Raw genomic sequence first — 18,697 nt, 5'->3', positions numbered from 1 at the left:
GCTCCGGGCGGCGCTCCGACGAATACGGCAGCACATTCAGCATCGCAGTGACTGACAGATCGCTTTCGTCGGAGCGCCGCCCGGAGCAAGCCCGCTCCCACAGGGACAACGGTGTTATTTGAGTAACTCCAGCATATTGCGATGTCGCGTCTCGAAAATCCGCCGCATGTAGCTATTGACCAGCAACCACTCCAGGGGAGCCCCCCCCAATGCCGAGTAGGTGACCCGGTCGGTATATAGCGTACCGCCCTCGCCCGCTGCTACCCGATGTTCGTGACGAAAGGCACGCATCGGCCCCTTGAGCATTTCGTCGATGAAATGCATTTCGCCGACTTCACGGATCACCACCGTCCAGTTCATTGGAATCACGTTGAACATCCAGTGGCGAAAGCGAAATTGCCGCCCGGCTTCAATCCGCAAAAGACTCAGGTCGACATTACCCAGTGGGTTGATGCGCTCAGGGAAAATCTTCGGGAAGTTGATGCCTTCCAGGCAAAAGTCGAGGACGTCTTCAGGCATACGACCGGGAATGAGCGTGGTGAGCTGCAAGGTTGGCATAGGGGACACATTCCTTTGGTCAGTAAACGAATGGGACAGAAATACCGTGTAGTGAAATGGAAGTCGAAAATAAATCTGCCATGGTGTCACCTGCGACAATTTTGTTCAGCGTGCTGTCGATTTGCGCCGCAGCCATTCGACCATTGAGCGAGTCATTCAATTACAACGGAGACATCACCATGCGATTCATGATCATCATCAAAGCCAGCCAGGAATCCGAAGCCGGCGTCATGCCCAGCCAGGAGCTGTTGACGGCCATGGGCAACTACAACGAAGAACTGGTCAAGGCCGGCATCATGCTCGCGGGCGAAGGCCTGCACCCGAGCAGCAAAGGCGCTCGTGTAAAGTTTTCAGGAGACAAACGCTCGGTGATCGACGGTCCCTTCATCGAAACCAAGGAACTGATTGCCGGTTTCTGGTTATGGAAAGTGAAGTCCAGGGAAGAAGCCATCGAATGGGTCAAGCGCTGTCCCAACCCGATGCCGGGTACCGAGGCCGAGATCGAAATTCGCCAGGTGTTTGAGGCTGAAGACTTTGGAGCCGAGTTCACACCGGAACTGCGCGAGCAGGAAGAGCGGGTTTGGGAGCAGGCGAAGAAAAACTGATGGGCGCCGACTGAATCGGCCACTTCCTCAATTTCCTGTGGGAGCGAGCCTACTCGCGAAGAGGTCGTCACATTCAACACTTATGTTGACTGACAGGCCGCATTCGCGAGCAGGCTCGCTCCCACACTTCCTGGAAAATCACTCAACTTGTCATGGTAAGCCATTGATTTGTATCAGATTTTTTAACATACAAAAATAACCAGAACCTGCACAAAAAACCAAAGAATTAATCCGTTCTACTGGATAACCCGTGGTTAGCTGCTAACGTCATCTGACGAGTCCTACAGGCTTGATCTGAAAGGGATTACGCGGTTACGGCCAAACATAACGGCCGTATGCCCAATCAGCCACCAGGGATCCGGGGGAATGATGTCTAAGAAATTGGGGAAGTACGCCTTTGTCTGGGTGACTTCGCTTGCGCCTGTTTTTTGTGCTCACGCGGATAACGCCGAGACGGCCAACAAAAGTAACAACCCGCTGGACCTTCGACCTGAAGAACAACACCCATTACACCCCACTCGATTTGGGTGGCGGCAAAGCCTGAAAATCCGGGTCCAATATCCTCAATGCCTTTATCGAACCGCAGTGGACCGTCGACCGCAAAGGCGACGGCTTGCCGCAATTCACGTTGTACGCCGGGATCAACGTCACCTTCGGTAAATAAGGACTTTTTATGCACGGTGCAATTCGCGCAGCCGGTTTCAGCCTGATGACAATGTTCGTCAGCTGTGGTGCAGGTGCCAGTACCCACTTCACTGCCAGCCCGGACGAAGCCCGGGCCATTGCCAAAGAGGCTTATCTGTACGGTTTCCCGGTGGTGGAGATGTACAAGACCCTCTATACCCAGGCCGTGGACAGGAAGGGGCCGAACTTCAAGGCGCCGTTCAATCAGATTGGCAACACCGCCAAGGCATTTACCGCGAAGGACACGGCGTTCGTCACCCCGAACTCCGACACGCCCTACTCCTTCGTCTGGATGGATTTGCGCGCCGAGCCACTGGTGCTGACCCTGCCGCCCATCGAAGAGCATCGTTATTACTCGGTGCAACTGATCGACGCCTACACCCAGAACTTTGGCTACCTGGGTACTCGCAGCACGGGCAACAACGGTGGTCACTACATGATTGCCGGCCCGACCTGGCAAGGTCAGCAACCGGTCAACATCGACCGCATGGTGCGCAGTGAAAGCAACATCGCTTACGCACTGTACCGCACGCAGTTGTTCGATGAAAAAGACCTGGCCAGGGTCAAGCAGATCCAGAAGGGCTACAAGGTTGAAACCCTGAGCCATTACGTCAAGCAGAAGCCACCCGCCGCTGCGCCGAAAATCGACTGGCCGAAACCGACGCCGACCATGAGCGAAACCCCGGACCTGTTCCGCTACCTGAACTTCATGCTGGCGTTCACCCCGGCCCAGGACGTGGAAAAAGACCTGTTGGCGCGCTTCGCAAAAATCGGCGTCGAGGCCGGTAAGCCGTTCAAGCTCAGCGAACTGACCGCAGAACAACGCAAGGCCCTTGAAGACGGTATCAGTGACGCCAGGGCCGAGTTCGCCGAGTTCAAGAAAACCAGGGTCGACACCCACCAGATCACCAGTGGTGACCTGTTCGGCAGCCGCGACCACCTCAAGGGTAACTACCTGTACCGCTACGCAGGCGCCGACATGGGGATCTTCGGCAACTCCGCCGAAGAGGCGAACTACTTCGGCTATTTCATCGACAAGGACGGGAAACCGGCCGACACGTCGAAAACCGACTACACCTTGCATTTCGACAAGGACGCGCTGCCCCCGGTCGATGCGTTCTGGTCCCTGACCATGTACGACGGCAAGAACAAATTGCTGGTGGCTAATCCGCTCAATCGCTACTTGATCAATTCGCGGATGTTGCCCGACCTCAAGCTCGATGCCGATGGCGGCCTGACCCTTTACGTGCAGCACAAGGCACCGGCCAAAGAGTTGCAAAGCAACTGGCTGCCGGCACCGAATGGTCCGTTTTACGGCGTTCTGCGCCTGTATTTGCCAAAACCGGAAGTCACCAGCGGCCAGTGGAAACGGCCGCTGCTGACTCCGACGACCTCACAACAATAAGCGGAGTCATTCATGATCAGGCCTTTCGTAGTGCGCCCCTTGTTGGCGCTGTGCATGGTCAGCAGCAGTCCATTGGTACTGGCGGCCGAGGGTGGCGTCGGCCGCCCCATCACCGGGCAACAAGTGTTTTCCAACGCCGGGATCGTGCCCCCGGGGCCGGGTTGGGTCATGTCCCTGACCAGCATCTGGTACGACGGTGACCTCAAGGGCAACGCCCAGGTGCCGATCGTGGGTGCCCTGAGTACCGGGCTGGACATGAAAGTGTCCTACACCATGGCCAACTTCACCCATGTCTGGGACACCGGCAAGGGTCGCTGGAATTACGCCTCGGCCATCGGTGTGCCGGTGCAGTACACCGACATCACGGCGAACATCACCGGCCCTCGCGGCAGAACCCTGGGCACCTCGGACAGCGGCACCCAGTTTGCCGACATGCTGGTGACACCGATTGCCGCCGGCTACCACTTCGACGAATTCAACCACATCTCGTTCTCGCTGCCGATCTACGTGCCGACCGGTGCCTACAACGACGATCGCCTGGCCAACCCCGGACAGAACAATTACACCTTCATGCCCACCGTCGCGTTCACCCATCTGGACGGCAAGGGCGGTGAGTTCACGCTGTCGAGTGGCCTGGAGTTCTACACCGAGAACGACTCCACCGACTATCGCAACGGCAACATCTACACCCTCGATGCACTGTGGACCCACGGCTTTGGCAACGGATGGAACGCCGGTATCGCAGCCGGATACATCCAGCAGGTCACCGATGACTCGGGTTCCGGCGCCAACAGCGGCTTCCGTGGTCGTTCCGTGGGTGCCGGCCCGGTGGTGGGCTGGAGCGGCAAGTTCGCCGACGCCCAGGCCAACATCAGTGCCCGTTGGGTGCCGGAGTTCGACACCAAGAACCGGCCTGAGGGCAATGGTTTCAGCGTCAACCTGACCCTGGCGTTTTTCTAGGAGATCGCATGAGCACACTCAACGACATCAACGCTCTGCAAGCCAGCATCGCCGAAGCCGTGCTCGGCCAGGATCAGGTGATCCGGCAAGTGCTGGTCGGTTTGCTGGCCAACGGGCATCTGCTGCTCGAAAGCTTGCCCGGCCTGGCCAAGACCCGCACGGTGAAAGCATTGGCCAAACACCTGGATGCGAAAATGAGCCGCATCCAGTTCACCCCGGACTTGCTGCCGTCGGACATTACCGGGGCCGAGGTGCTGCATCAGGTCGAGGGTAAACACGAGATCCGCTTTCAGCCGGGGCCGTTGTTCGGCAACCTGATCCTGGCCGACGAAATCAACCGTGCCCCGGCCAAGGTCCAGGCCGCGCTGCTCGAGGCCATGGAAGAACGCCAGATCACCGTGGCCGGCAACAGCCATGCCCTGCCGGAACTGTTCATCGTGGTGGCGACCCAGAATCCGATCGAACAGGAAGGCACGTATCCCCTGCCGGAAGCGCAGATGGACCGTTTCCTGATGAAGGTGCTACTCGATTACCCGAGCACGGAAAACGAAAGCCAGGTACTACGGCTGTTGCGTGAGGAAGAACAGGCACTCGGCGCCAAAACAGCCGCCGTGCAGGGTTTTGCCCTCGCACAGGAGGTAATTTTCGCGGCGCGCCGGGAAGTCAGCGCCGTGCATGTGTCCCCGGCCATCGACCGTTACCTCATCGACCTGATCAACGCCACGCGCCATCCGGCCGACTACGACGCCGACCTTGGACGCTGGATCAGCATCGGCGCCAGCCCCCGCGGTGGTATCGGCCTGGACCGCTGTGCCCGGGCCGACGCATGGTTGCAGGGCCAGGATTTCGTTTCGCCGGACAACGTGCGCGCCGTGGCGCACCCGGTGCTGCGCCATCGCCTGCAACTGAGTTACGACGCGGTGGCCGACGGCGTGACTGCCGATCAGGTACTCGACCGTCTACTCGACAAAGTGGCGATTGCGGCGTGAACACCGATGGATTGGTCTATGTCTCTCTGGCGCAGTTGATGGCCCTGGAGTTCAAGGCCCGTGATCTGAGTTTTGTCGCGAGCCAGCCCCAGGGCAGCATCCTCGCCGGCAACCATGCTTCGCGCTTGCGCGGCCGTGGCTTGAACTTCGATGAATTGCGCCGCTATCAGCCGGGGGACGATCTGCGCCACCTCGATTGGCGGGCATCACTGCGCACAGGCAAACCGGTGGTGCGCACGTTCACCGAAGAGCGTGACCGTCCGGCGCTGATCCTGGTGGACCAGCGCATGTCGATGTTCTTCGGTTCGCAACGCAGCTTCAAATCCACCGTCGCCGCCGAGCTCGGTGCCCTGGCGGCGTGGATGGTGCTCAACGCCGGCGACCGCGTCGGTGGACTGGTGTTCAACGACCGGCGCATCGACAGTATCGCCCCGCTGCGCAGTCGCAAACGGATCGAAGCGCTGTGCAGCCGCATCGCCCAACAGAACCAGGCACTCAATGCCGCCAACCCGGACGCCGAAGGCGAAGACCAGCTCGACAAGGTCTTGCAGCAGTGCCTGGCCGTGGCCGGTCACGATCACCTGATCTGTATCATCAGCGACTTCGCCGGGGCCGGCGAACGCACCTTGCAACTGATGCGGCAACTGGCGGCCCACAACGATGTGATTGCCATGCAGGTCTATGACCCATTGGCGCTGAACCTGCCGAAAAACGGTCGCTTGCTGATCACCCAAGGACAGTTGCAGGTGGAACTGGCGGTGGAACGACATCAGGTGCATCAGCCACTCGGTGATTTTCTCAGCGGCCGGCTCAAGGACGTCGCTACCTTGCTGCGCCGCAGCCGGGTGCCGTTGATGATGTTCAGCACCGCCACAGAGGCCCGGGAACAACTGCGCGCCGAACTGGGCAAGCTCGCAGGGGGCCGCCGATGAACCCCACCGTCCCGAGCATCGACCAACTCAAGGAAATGACACTGCCAACGCCGGTCAGTTTTGCGCCGCAGACGTGGGGTTGGTGGGCGTTGCTGGCGCTGCTGATCGTCGCGCTGCTGGTGACAGGCATGCGGCGATACTGGCAATGGCGGCGTGATCGCTATCGGCGTGAGGCGCTGGCACGACTGGCGGAATTGCAGCAGCGCAGTAATGACCTCAATGCATTGCGCGAGCTTCCTGAGCTGCTGAAACGCGTGGCCCTCTCGATGCCTTCCAGTCGGAACACAAAACCTGTGGGAGCGAGCTCGCTCGCGATAGCGTCGTTACATTCAAAGTCGATGTCGACTGGGGGACCGCTATCGCGAGCAAGCTCGCTCCCACAAGGTTCTCCAGCGGCGTTGGGGAAAGAGGACTGGCAGGCGTTTTTGCAGAGGCACTGTAAACAACCGTTGCCCACCGACTTCAGCCAACAACTGGCGCTGCTGGCCTACGCGCCTGACGCCGTATTGCGGGCCATGCCCAATGAACAGCGCCAGCAGCTATTCAGTACCTGCAAAACCTGGGTGGAGCGTCATCATGTGGCAGCTTGATTACCCTTGGCTGCTGATCCTGTTGCCGTTGCCGTGGTTCGGTTATCGCTACCTGCCCGACTACCGCGAAGCGCGCAGTGCGGTGCGCGTGCCGTTTTTCGGTGCCATGAGCCGCGCCGTCGGCCAGGCCCCGAGCCGGGCTGGCACCCGCAGCAACCGCTGGCAATTGCTCCTGAACCTGCTGGTCTGGATGCTGTTGCTGGTGGCGGCGAGTCGGCCGGTGCTCGTGGAAAAACCCATCGAACGCCAGCAGCCGGTGCGTGACCTGATGCTGGCCATCGACATTTCCCAGTCGATGGAAACCACCGACTTCACCGACGCCAACGGCCAGAACATCAATCGCCTGGCAGCGGTCAAGGAAGTGGTGCACGGGTTCATCGACAAACGTAAAGACGATCGAATCGGACTGATCGTGTTCGGCACTGGTGCTTATCCGCAGGCGCCGTTGACCCTCGATCACGCCAGCCTGTCACTGCTGCTGGACGACACTGGCATCGGCATGGCCGGCCCCAATACGGCCATCGGCGATGCCATCGGGCTGAGCCTGAAACTGCTGGATCAGGCCCACGAGCAGGAAAAAGTGCTGATTCTGCTCACTGACGGCAACGACACCAGCAGCGCCATCACCCCGGACCACGCAGCATCCATGGCCGCCGCCAAAGGCGTGGTGATTCATACCATCGGCATTGGTGACCCGAACGCCGAAGGCGAAGCCAAGGTCAACCTGCAAGGCTTGCAAGACATTGCCGAAGTCACTGGCGGACACTTCTTCCGCGCCGAAGACCGCAATGCCCTCGATCAGGTCTACAGCACCCTCGACAAACTCACCCCGCATCAAGTGAAAACCCTCAGCCATCAGCCCAAACGCGATCTGTTCTGGTGGCCGCTGGGCGCTGCCCTTGCCCTGCTGGCGACTTATCACTTGGGCGCCCTGCTGCTTCCTCGCCTGATGCTCGCGCGTCAGCGGCAGGAGGCCTGAGATGGACATCAACCTCAGCGACTTCCATTTCCTGCGCCCCCTGTGGCTGTTGCTCGCGATCTTCGGTGGGCTGCTGCCGTTGCTGTGGCGGCGCAACCGGGATCTGCAACGGCGCTTGCGCAGCAACATCGCCGCGCACCTGCTGCCGCATCTGCTGATCACCCCGCAAGACCGGCAACACCTGCGTCCGGTGCACCTGGTGTGTGCGCTGCTGGTACTCGGCGCCATTGCCGCTGCCGGGCCGACCTGGGAACAGGATCGGCCAGACTTTCTGGAAAACCATGCGCCACTGATCATCGCCGTCGACCTGTCGCCGTCCATGGACGCCAGCGATGTTCCACCGAGTCGCCTGGAAGCGGCCAAGCACAAGCTCCACGACTTGATCCAGCGCCGCGCCGGGTCGCGCAGCGCCTTGATTGCCTACGCCGGCAGCGCGCATCTGGTATTGCCCGCCACCGACGATCCGGCGCTGCTCGATACGTTCATTCAGGCCCTGAGCACCGACCTGATCAGCAAGCCGGGGAAAAATGTCGGCGCGGTCATCGATCAGGCCAAGCGCCTGCTCGCCGCCGAGAAAACCCCCGGCACCCTGCTGCTGATCACCGATGGCGCCGACACTTCGGCACTGGCCGGGCTGGATAAACAGCTGACTGGCAGTGCGCTGCAAGTGCTGATTCTGGCGGCTGGCAGCACCGACGGCGGGATCATTCGCGATGCCGCTGGCCGGCCGCGCACCGACAGCAACGGTCGCCCGCAACTCGGCAGTTTCGATCAGGACGCCCTCAAGCAGCTTGCAGCAACGATGGATGCCCCGCTGAGCAGCCTGACCCTCAACGATGACGACCTGGACTGGGTCGAACTGCACGCCCGGCAGCACTTCCAGTCTGCCAGTGACGAACAGCGTGAATTGCACTGGAAAGACGCAGGTTACTGGCTGTGCTGGCCGCTGCTGTTGATCGCCTTTTTCAGCGTACGCAAGGGCTGGAGCTTGAACTGGATGGCTGGGTTGCTGCTGGCGGCAGGCTTGGGCTTGCAACCGGTGCCGGCGCAGGCCAACGCGCTGACGGATGCCTTTTTCACCCGCGACCAGCAAGGTCGCTGGGCCTTCGAGCATCAGCACTTCCCTCAGGCGGCGGCCTTGTTTGTCGATCCGTACTGGAAAGGCGTTGCCGCCTACCACGCGGCGGATTTCGACCTGGCACTGGCCAGTTTCGCGCGCCTCGACACACCGCAGGCCTATTTCTATCTGGGCAACATCTACGTGCGGCGCTTCAAGTTCGATCAGGCCATCGCAGCCTATAACCAGGCGCTGAAGTTGCAACCGCAGTTTCCGGAAGCCACGGCCAACCTGGCCCTGGCCATTGCCTTGCAGAAGGACACCGAAAGCGCCGGGAAAAATACTCCGCAGGTCAAACCCGACGAAATCAAGATGGAYAAGGCACCGGGCAAGGGCCAGAGCAAACCGGTGCAGACCCAACAGGCCGCCTCGGATGAACAGTGGCTGCGGAACCTGACCACATCGCCGGCGAAGTTTCTCAAACAGAAGTTCAGCTTGCAGGATCAGGCGGGGGCCAAGCCATGAGCTACCTCAAAGACCGAGTCGCCGCCATCGCGGGCAAGCCCGCTCCCACATTTGATCCGCGTGCACCACAAATCCCCTGTGGGAGCGAGCTTGCTCGCGATGGCGTCAGATCAATCACCGCAACAATTGGCACCTTGCTTCTATGCCTGATCAGCCTCGGAGCTTGGGGCAATGAACCCGAACTGCGGGTCAGCGCCAGCCTGCAACCCGCCAACCCCGTCATGGTCGGCAGCCTGGTCGAGCTGCAACTCGATGTCTTCACCGATTCCTGGTTCACCAGCGCTCCCACCCTGCCCGACCTGAAACTGCCCGGTGCACTGGTGATGCCACCGGACGGCCACGCCGAACACCTGAACCAGACAATCAACGGCAAAGCCTTCAGCGGCATGCGCTACAGCTACCTGATCACGCCGAATCTGGCCCAGGACTTCGACATTCCGGCACTGACAGTCCGCGCCACCCCGGGTCAGGCGACCAGCGCGCTGAGTGCCCAGAGCCAGCCATTGCACTTCAGCGCGACGCAACCGCCGGGGTTCGAGGCTGGAGAACCGGTGCTGGCGGCCCAAGGACTGCGGTTCACGCAAAAGACCTTCAATTCGGCGACCCCGCTGAAAGTCGGTGACAGCATCACCCGAGAACTGACGTTGCAGGCCGACGGTGCCCTGGCCATGTCATTGCCGACACCGGCGCTGGACGAGATCAAGGGGCTGAGCCGCTACCCGCAAGCGCCGCAAATCCGCAATCTGGACGACGGTCGAGGCAACTTCAATGGCGGTCAGCGCATCGACACCGCGACCTATCGGATCGACACCGAAGGCCACTACACCCTGCCGGTCGTCGAACTGACATGGTGGGACTCGACCGGCCGTCAAACCCGCACCGCGCAAGTGCCTGCCATTACATTCGACGCAACGGCCAATGGCGTCTACAAACCGATATTTTCGATCACCGAGGACCTGAAAGAGCTCGGCCGGGAAAACCGTCTGCACCTTTCCGGGCACTGGTTCGAAGGGTTGGTGTCAGTGCTTGGCGTGGTGGCACTCGGCTGGTTCAGCCGCCCGCTCGTACAGCGCGCGTACCTCAACTGGCAAGCCCGACGCCGCACCCGGCATGCCGCCTGGCTGGAGTCGGCCGACTACGCCTGGCGGCAGATTCCGGCACAAATCGAGGGCAAACCTGCGCAACTCAGCGCCCTGTACCTGTGGACCCGACGCACTCGCCAGGGTCTGAAACTGACGCAACTCGGCCCGCGCCTGCAAACGTTCCTGCGCGCATGTTATGGCCGTGAACCGGCCAAAGATCAGGCGCTGCGCCAAATCAGGGAATCTTTGTCTACGCTGCATAGTCAGGCCGAGCTCAACAGGGAATCTGTCGCATCTGCACTGTATCCACTCAACCCCGTTCACGAAAAGGATTTCCCATGACGAATTCGGTATCGCAGCGCCATCACCACGGGTTTAGGTTTTTACTGACCCTGGCCCTGAGCCTGCCACTGCTGGTTCAGGCGGCCGAGCCACTACCGTCGTGGAATGACGGCCCGTCAAAAAAGAACATCATCGAGTTCGTCCAGGCCGTGACCGATCAAGGCAGCAAGGACTTCGTAAAACCTGAGGACCGCATTGCCGTATTCGACAACGACGGCACCTTGTGGAGCGAGCAGCCGATGTACTTCGAGCTGCTGTTCGCCCTCGATGAAGTCAAACGCACCGCGCCGCAGCACCCGGAGTGGAAAACCACTCAACCGTTCCAGGCGGTACTGGAAAACGATCACAAGGCCCTGGCCGCCGCTGGCATGGAGGGCCTCCTGAAGATTTTCGCGGCGACCCACACGGGCATGACCACCGCAGCCTTCGACGACTACGCCAAGACCTGGCTGAGCCAGGCCCGGCATCCGAAAACCGGCAAGCCGTACACCGAGATGATCTTCCAGCCCATGCTGGAAATGCTCGACTACCTGCGCAGCCAGGACTTCAAGACCTACATTGTTTCCGGCGGCGATACCGGGTTCATGCGCGCCTTCGCCGAAAAGGTCTACGGCATTCCACCAGAACAGGTCATCGGCACCACCTTCGTCACGGCCTTTCAGTACAAGGATGGCGAGGCGTCGATCCTGCGCACACCGAAACTGGCGCACAACGACGATGGCCCGGGCAAACCGGAAAGCATCGACGCGGTAATCGGGCGCCGGCCGATCCTCGCGTTCGGCAACTCCGATGGCGACCTGCAGATGCTCCAGTGGACCGCCGCCGGTCCCGGTAAACGTTTCATGGGGTTGGTGCATCACACCGACGCCAAACGTGAATGGGCCTACGATCGGCAGTCGCAGATCGGCCGTCTGGACAAGGCCCTGGACGAAGCAAACTCCCGTGGCTGGACCGTCGTTGATATGGCGTCCGAATGGCGTCGGATCTATCCATTCGATGCCGCCACACCTGAGCAAGTGCAATAAAAAGACGTAATGCAGGACCGCAAAAACGTTTGTCGCAGCACGCGACACCAGTGAGCATAAGGAGCCAGTCAGATGACTCGCATACGTAAGTGGATACCGAAACTCGCCTTTGTGGCAGCGTCGGTCATGGCGATCTCGGCAACTGCCGGGGCCGCTGAAAAACCCAACATTCTCGTGATCTTCGGCGACGATATCGGCCAGACCAACATCAGCGCCTACTCCATGGGCGTGGTCGGCTACAAGACTCCGAACATCGACCGCATCGCCAAGGAAGGCATGATGTTCACCGACTACTACGCGGAGAACAGCTGCACTGCAGGACGGTCGTCCTTCATCACTGGGCAGACGCCACTGCGTACCGGTTTGTCGAAAGTCGGCATCCCGGGCGCACCGGTGGGCCTGCAAAAGCGTGATATCACCATCGCCCAGGCCCTCAAGTCCCAGGGTTACGCCACCGGCCAATTCGGCAAAAACCACTTGGGCGACAAGGATGAATACCTGCCGACCAATCACGGTTTCGACGAGTTTTTCGGCAACCTCTATCACCTCAACGCCGAAGAAGAGCCTGAGCGCCCTTATTGGCCCAAGGACGATGCCGAGTTCGTCAAGGCCAACACGCCCCGTGGCGTGATCCACAGCTTTGCGGACGGCAAGATCGAAGACACCGGCGCGTTGACCACCAAGCGCATGGAAACCATCGACGATGAAACCACTGCTGCCGCCCAGGCGTTCATCGAGAAGCAAGCCAAGGCCGACAAGCCGTTCTTCGTCTGGATGAACACTACGCGCATGCACGTGTTCACTCACGTGCGCGATTCAATGAAGGGCCAGAGCGGCATGCCCGGCAACGAATACGCCGATGGCATGCTCGAGCATGACGGCGACGTCGGCAAACTGCTCAAGACCCTCGATGACCTGAAAATCACCGACAACACCATAGTCGTCTACACCACCGACAACGGCCCGAACCAGTTCTCCTGGCCGGATGCGGCGACCACGCCGTTCCGCAATGAGAAGAACTCCAACTGGGAAGGTGCGTATCGCGTTCCGGCAATCGTCCGGTGGCCGGGCAAGATCAAGGCCGGTGAAGTGTCCAACGAGATGTTCTCGGGCATGGACTGGTTCCCGACGCTGCTTGCAGCGGCTGGTGAAACCGATGTGAAAGAAAAACTGCTCAAGGGCTGGGCACCGACTTCCGGCGGCACCAATTTCAAGGTGCACCTGGACGGTTTCAACCAACTGCCCTACCTGACCGGGCAACAACCGAAAGGCGAGCGTAAGGAGTTCTACTACTTCAACGATGATGGCGTACTGGTGTCGATGCGCTTCAACAACTGGAAAGTAGTGTTCTGCGAGCAGCGCGAACCAGGCGGCTTTAGAGTCTGGAGCGAACCGTTCGTGTGCCTGCGCGTGCCGAAAATCCTCAACCTGAGAATGGACCCGTACGAACGGGCCGACGTGGTTTCCGATCAGTATTACGATTGGCAAACCAAAAACGTCTACCTGGCCGCACAAGCGGTACAGAAGGCTGCCGGGTTCCTGCAGACGTTCATCGAGTATCCGCCGAGCCAGAAACCGGCGAGCTTCAGCATCGATCAGATCCGTGCTGCGGTAGATGCAAAAATCGCTGAAAAAATGAAAGCTGCACCGGCTGCACAGTAAGACCGCTTGACGGCCGCTCGCCTTCATCGGCGAGCGGACTTATTTTCGACTTGGGACCGCGTCGGCCCCAATCGCGGGCAAGCCCGCTCCCACAGGGATTTTGTCGTACCGAAGATCCAGTGTGGGACCGTATTGCCCGCGATGAGGCCCGCACAGTCGCAGTTTTCTTGAATTGGAAAGGCAATCCGCAATGACCTCACGTGTCGCCAGCAAGTCGTCGGCCATACCTGCGCCCCATGTCGCTGCCCCGGCAGTGTTGATTCCCGCCCTGCTGCTGTTTGTCTCCGGCGCCGCGGCGCTGGTGTATCAGGTGCTGTGGATCAAGCAGCTGTCGTTGGTGGTAGGCGTCGAGGTCTATGCCATCACCACCGGAATCAGCGCGTTCTTTGCCGGATTGGCCTTGGGCGGATTGCTGTTCGGCCGCTGGGCGGACCGGATGCAGCAACCGGTTGTGCTGTACGCCGGGCTGGAAGTGCTGGTGGCGGTGCTGGGTGTTGGCGCGACTTTCGCCATGAGCCTGGCGGCCAGCCCGTTTGCCTGGCTGGAAGAACACATCGGCCTGCTGGCCTGGGTGTTGCCGTTTGCGCTGGTGGGCATTCCCGCGCTGTTGATGGGCGGCACCCTGCCGGTGCTGGTTCGCTCCCTGGCCTCTGACCCGCAACACCTGGGCAAGGCCGGCGGACAGCTTTATGCGGCGAACACCGCCGGGGCCATCGCCGGCACCCTGCTCGCTGCGTTTGTGCTGATTGCCACCCTCGGCGTGCGCGGCAGCGCGCTGGCCGCCGCGATTTTGAACCTGCTGGCTGCCGCGGGGGCCTTGTGGTTCCAGCGTCAGCGCGTGGCGCCCGGCGATGCCCCGGTGAAACATCACACCGACAAAAAAACCGATCGCCAGGCCTTGTGGCTGTACGCCATTGCCGGTGGCGTGGCCCTGGGCTACGAGGTCGTGTGGTCGCAATCGATCGTGCAATTCATGAGCACCCGTACCTACGCCTTTGCCGTGGTGCTGGCGACTTACCTCACCGGGCTGTTTCTGGGCAGCATGCTGCTGGCCCGTCGGGTCGATCGCCTGCGCGATCCCTGGGGTGCGTTCGGCTTGTTGATCGCCGGGGCCGGGCTGGTCGCCTTGCTGGAAATCGCCTTGCTGGGGCGCTGGCTGGTGCTCGCCCAGACCCTGGCCGAATCCTGGGTGTTGTCATTGGGCGGCAGCGAACTGGCGGGCATGAGCACGCGGTTTGCGGTGGCCGCCCTGAGCATCGTGTTTGTGCCGACCCTGCTGCTGGGCGCGGCTTTTCCGTTGGCCCTGCGCTTGAGCGTCGGCGGTGAACGGACAGGACGCCATGTCGGTGAAGTCGTCGCGTTCAATACCCTTGGCGGGATTATCGGCGTGATGCTCTGCGGCTTTGTCCTGATCCCGATGCTGGGACTGGTGCGGACCCTGGGTCTGTTGGCGATTATCGCCGCCGGTATCGCCTGCTTCGCTGTGCGCAAGGGCCATGGGGTAAAGAAAGGCCGGCGTCAGGCGGTCGTTGCCATCGGCCTGGTGTCGCTGGCGCTCGCGGTGTTTACGCCGGTCAACAAACTCGCCAGCCTGCTGCCGGGTGCGCGCAATGGCACCTTGACGTTCTATGAAGAAGGCCGTGGCGGGACCGTCGCCGTGGTTTCCCAAGGCAAGGGCGAAAGAGCGTTCCAGCGTTTGTACATTCAGGGCGTGTCCAACACCGGCGACGCCATGCCATCCCTGCGTTACATGCGGATTCAGGCGTTGCTGCCCTTGCTGATCCACAACGGTGAGCCGCGTTCGGCGCTGGTGATCGGATTCGGCACCGGCATTACCGCCGGCGCCCTGACCCGCTTCCCCGGCCTGGAACATCGCGTGGTCGCCGAACTGCTGCCCTCGGTGGTCAGGGCGGCGCCGTTGTTCAAGGGCAATTTCAATGCAGCGGCCAATCCGGGGGTCGATGTCCGTCTGCGCGATGGGCGCCAGGAACTGTTGCGCAACCCGCAGCGCTACGACCTGATCACCCTCGAACCGCCACCGCCCTCCGCTGCCGGCGTGGTCAACCTGTATTCCCGGGACTTCTATCAACTGGCCGCCAGCCGTTTGCAGAAACAAGGCCTGGTCGCCCAATGGCTGCCGCTGCCGACGCAGAACATCGATGACTCGCGCTCATTGGTGCGCAGCTTCCTCGACGTGTTCCCTTACGCGACCCTGTGGACCAGCGAGTTCCACGAGATGCTGCTGGTGGGCTCGATGGAGCCGATTGAACTGGATGCGGCGAAGATCAATGCGCGCTTCCAGCAGGACAGCGTTCGCAGCACCTTGCAGGATGTCGGCATCGGTTCGGCCGCGGCGTTGCTCGCCACCTGGGTGACTGACCGCGCTGGGCTTGAACGCTTCGCTGGCGATGCGCAACCGGTGACTGACGATCAGCCAAAGATCGAATACGCGCCGTGGGTACGCTCCGGGGAAATCAGTCGCGTGTTGCCTGCCCTGCTCGACTTGCACCAGCCGCCAGCACTGCTGAACGCCGACGCCGGGTTCATCGAGCGCATGAACACTCAGCAGCAACGCCTGATGCAGTTCTATCGGGCGAGCCTGCATGCGTACGACGGTGACCGTGAGGCCTGGGTCAGGGATATTCGCGAGGTAATGCGCGGGGATTCCGGGAATCCGTATTACCGGTGGTTTGTCGGGGAGTGATGCGGTGTCTTGGCGGCCGCCATCGCGAGCAGGCTCGCTCCCACAGGGAGTTGTGTCGTACTCAAATGTTGTGAACAACACCAAACCTGTGGGAGCGGGCTTGCCCGCGAAGGGGCCATCAGCCTCAAAACAATGCCATTTGACACCCGCCGACCATCCGGCAAAGCTGCATCAAGCTTCAACGCGCGCCTGACGGCAAACGCACCTGGACCATGGAAGTCGTAATGCCGAAACATAAAAATAAAGCTGCAGCCCCAAACCCTGATTCGCAACCGACCCTGATCAAGCGTTATCTGTTCCCTGTCACCATCGGCATCCTGCTCCTGGCCGTGGCGGGCATCGGCTGGTTTTTGCAGAGCAGCACCCCGGCGCCACTCAAGCCTGCTCCCGTCAGCACACCTGCCGTGCAACCGGCCAAACCGCAACCGGTCGCTATCGCGCCGGCGAAAATGGTCGATGAGCAACAATGCCAGGGCTGCCACGGCGAGCAGGTCAAGGACTGGCAAGGCTCCCATCACCAATTGGCGATGCAGGAGGCCAACGTCGAAACGATGCTCGGCGACTTCAATAACGTCACCTTCAGGGCCGAAAAAGAGGCCACGGTGTTCTCGCGCAAAGGCGACGAATTCTGGGTCAACACACCGGGTATCGATGGCAAGAATGCCGACTTCAAGGTCGCTTACACCTTTGGCGTTGCCCCGTTGCAGCAATACTTGATCGAGGTCGGCGAAGGTCGGCTTCAGGCCCTCGGCGTGGCCTGGGATACCGAAAAGCAGCGCTGGTTTCACTTGTATCCGGGCCAGGGCGTGACCTTCAAGAACCCGCTGCACTGGAGCAAACCCAGCCAGAACGCCAACTTCATGTGCGTCGAGTGTCACACCACCGGTTACAAGCGCAATTTCGATGCGGCAAAAAACACCTTCGACAGCCACTGGAACAGCCTCGGTGTCGGCTGTCAGGCCTGCCATGGCCCCGCGTCCAGTCACCTGGAGTGGACCGCGAAGAAAACCGACCTGATCCATGCCGGATTTGCCGTCGACCTCAAGGACAGGAACGCCACCGTGGAAATCGAAACCTGCGCCCGCTGCCACTCGCGCCGCGCACCGCTGGACGACGGTTACACGGTTGGCAAGCGCCTGATGGACGACTATCTGCCAAGCGTCCTGACCCGCGAGCTGTATGCGCTGGACGGCAAGATCAAGGACGAAGTGTTCGAACACGGCTCCTTTGCCCAGAGCAAAATGTTCGACAAGGGCGTGCGTTGCAGCAACTGCCACAACCCTCACAGCACGCAGCTAAGGGCGCCGGGCAACGGTCTGTGTCTGCAATGCCACAACACCGCCGGCAAAACCACCGTGGAAGGCGTCGACGGCAAAGGCCTGCAAGCGAAAAACTACGATTCCATCGAACACACCCGCCACACTATGGGCCAACCGGGTTCGCAGTGCGTGGATTGCCACATGCCCGGCAAGTTCTACATGGGCAACGACTTCCGGCATGACCACAGCTTCAGCATTCCCAATCCCGAGCGAGCGAAAAAGCTCGGCACGCCGGACGCTTGCCTGACCTGCCACCAGGGCAAGGACGGCGACAAAATCACCGGACAATTCAAGCTGTGGAATACCGCCAGTACCCCGCAAGCCCCGCGCTACGACGAAAGCCTGTGGCTGATTCGCAACGGCCAGCCCGGCGCGGCACAAGCCTTGTACGAGCAGTTGCAACGCAGCAATCTGCCAGCTATTCAACGGGCGACCTTGCTGGCCGAATTGCCGATGTACCCCAGCGAACAGGCGTTGAAACTGGCGACCAAGGATCTGGGCAATCCGGCCCCGCAAGTACGTGAAAGCGCCATCCGGGCGATCAGCGCTTTCCTGCCGCCAGCGGAGCGTGCACAGCTATTGACGCCGTTGCTCAGTGACCCGGTGAAAGCCGTGCGCATCGCCGCAGCCCGGGACTTGCTCAGCGTGGCACGCAACGGTCTGGGCGGCGCCCAGGACAGCTGGAATGCCGCCATCGCCGAATACGAAACGGTGCAGAAAAGCCTGGCCGAACGCGGCGAAGCCAATCTCAACCTGGCGATGCTGTATCAGGCCAGTGGTCGTGGTGGTGATGTCGAAGGCCTGCTGCGATCTGCGCTCGAGCGAGATCCGGACTTCTACCCGGCACTGGTAACGCTGGTGCAATGGCTGGAAGCCAACGGCCGCGCTCAGGAAGCCCAGGCGCTAATGGCGCAAAGCCTCAAGGAACACCCGGACGCCGCCCTGCTGCAACATACTCAGGGCCTGTCGCTGGTACGCGCGGGCAAAGCCGACCAGGCCATGCCGTTCCTGCGCAAAGCCGCGCAACTGGAGCCGCAGAGTCCGCAGTACGGCTACGTGCTGGCGGTGGCCCTGCATGACAGCGGCAAGGTGGATGCCGCGTTCGAGGAGCTGGAAAGGTTGTTGAAAGTTCAGCCGGCCAACCGCAATGCGCGGCTGTCGCTGATCCAGTACTACCTCGACAACGGACAGGAACCGAAGGCCCAGGTGCTGCTGCAAGGCTGGAAGAAAATCAACATGGGGGATCCGGCATTGAAGTAGAACCTCTTGTAGCAGCTGC

General features: G+C 60.9%; 14 protein-coding genes and 1 pseudogene. 14 read left to right on the top strand and 1 reads right to left on the bottom strand.

The window, feature by feature from the left end; genetic code table 11:
• Positions 1-114 precede the first annotated feature (114 nt).
• Positions 115-558, bottom strand: a complete 444-nt coding sequence (locus tag AB4Z35_RS08170) for an SRPBCC family protein (RefSeq protein ID WP_442096606.1) — start codon at positions 556-558, stop codon at positions 115-117.
• Between the two features lie 179 nt (positions 559-737).
• Here AB4Z35_RS08170 and AB4Z35_RS08165 point away from each other — a divergent pair, with 179 nt between their 5' ends.
• From AB4Z35_RS08165 to AB4Z35_RS08100, 14 genes and pseudogenes are all read left to right on the top strand, one after another.
• A complete protein-coding gene (locus AB4Z35_RS08165; RefSeq protein WP_007991867.1) occupies positions 738-1,163 on the top strand; it encodes a YciI family protein in 426 nt (141 codons plus the stop codon).
• A gap of 469 nt (positions 1,164-1,632) precedes the next feature.
• Positions 1,633-1,827, top strand: a pseudogene (locus AB4Z35_RS08160) (hypothetical protein); the annotation flags it as partial.
• Positions 1,828-1,836: 9 nt separating this feature from the next.
• Complete coding sequence (locus tag AB4Z35_RS08155; RefSeq protein ID WP_442096605.1) at positions 1,837-3,252, top strand: DUF1254 domain-containing protein; 1,416 nt, start codon at positions 1,837-1,839, stop codon at positions 3,250-3,252.
• Positions 3,253-3,264: 12 nt separating this feature from the next.
• Complete coding sequence (locus AB4Z35_RS08150) at positions 3,265-4,212, top strand: SphA family protein (protein WP_442096604.1); 948 nt, start codon at positions 3,265-3,267, stop codon at positions 4,210-4,212.
• 8 nt (positions 4,213-4,220) lie between these two features.
• Positions 4,221-5,201, top strand: a complete 981-nt coding sequence (locus AB4Z35_RS08145; RefSeq protein WP_442096603.1) for an AAA family ATPase — start codon at positions 4,221-4,223, stop codon at positions 5,199-5,201.
• Entirely contained in the window at positions 5,198-6,133 is a 936-nt protein-coding gene (locus AB4Z35_RS08140; protein WP_442096602.1) for a DUF58 domain-containing protein, read from the top strand. The genes AB4Z35_RS08145 and AB4Z35_RS08140 overlap by 4 nt, the downstream gene beginning before the upstream one ends.
• Entirely contained in the window at positions 6,130-6,723 is a 594-nt protein-coding gene (locus tag AB4Z35_RS08135; RefSeq protein ID WP_442096601.1) for a DUF4381 domain-containing protein, read from the top strand. Before AB4Z35_RS08140 ends, AB4Z35_RS08135 begins: the two co-directional genes overlap by 4 nt.
• Positions 6,710-7,702, top strand: a complete 993-nt coding sequence (locus AB4Z35_RS08130) for a vWA domain-containing protein (protein ID WP_442096600.1) — start codon at positions 6,710-6,712, stop codon at positions 7,700-7,702. Before AB4Z35_RS08135 ends, AB4Z35_RS08130 begins: the two co-directional genes overlap by 14 nt.
• A gap of 1 nt (position 7,703) precedes the next feature.
• On the top strand, positions 7,704-9,284 hold the full coding sequence (locus AB4Z35_RS08125) for a VWA domain-containing protein (RefSeq protein WP_442096599.1): 1,581 nt from the start codon (positions 7,704-7,706) through the stop codon (positions 9,282-9,284).
• A complete protein-coding gene (locus tag AB4Z35_RS08120; protein ID WP_442096598.1) occupies positions 9,281-10,708 on the top strand; it encodes a hypothetical protein in 1,428 nt (475 codons plus the stop codon). The genes AB4Z35_RS08125 and AB4Z35_RS08120 overlap by 4 nt, the downstream gene beginning before the upstream one ends.
• The gene (locus AB4Z35_RS08115; RefSeq protein ID WP_442096597.1) at positions 10,705-11,733 is read left to right on the top strand and encodes an HAD family hydrolase; all 1,029 of its coding nucleotides are present in this window, start codon (positions 10,705-10,707) and stop codon (positions 11,731-11,733) included. The genes AB4Z35_RS08120 and AB4Z35_RS08115 overlap by 4 nt, the downstream gene beginning before the upstream one ends.
• Positions 11,734-11,805: 72 nt before the next feature.
• The gene (locus AB4Z35_RS08110; RefSeq protein ID WP_442096596.1) at positions 11,806-13,395 is read left to right on the top strand and encodes an arylsulfatase; all 1,590 of its coding nucleotides are present in this window, start codon (positions 11,806-11,808) and stop codon (positions 13,393-13,395) included.
• Between the two features lie 190 nt (positions 13,396-13,585).
• A complete protein-coding gene (locus AB4Z35_RS08105; protein WP_442096595.1) occupies positions 13,586-16,099 on the top strand; it encodes a fused MFS/spermidine synthase in 2,514 nt (837 codons plus the stop codon).
• Between the two features lie 224 nt (positions 16,100-16,323).
• Positions 16,324-18,678, top strand: a complete 2,355-nt coding sequence (locus AB4Z35_RS08100) for a tetratricopeptide repeat protein (protein ID WP_442096594.1) — start codon at positions 16,324-16,326, stop codon at positions 18,676-18,678.
• Positions 18,679-18,697: the final 19 nt, after the last annotated feature.

This window comes from Pseudomonas sp. KB_15 (assembly GCF_052114525.1).
Lineage (GTDB): Bacteria > Pseudomonadota > Gammaproteobacteria > Pseudomonadales > Pseudomonadaceae > Aquipseudomonas.
Note: the sequence above shows the minus strand (reverse complement) of the source record. Positions and strands in the feature narration are given on the sequence as shown.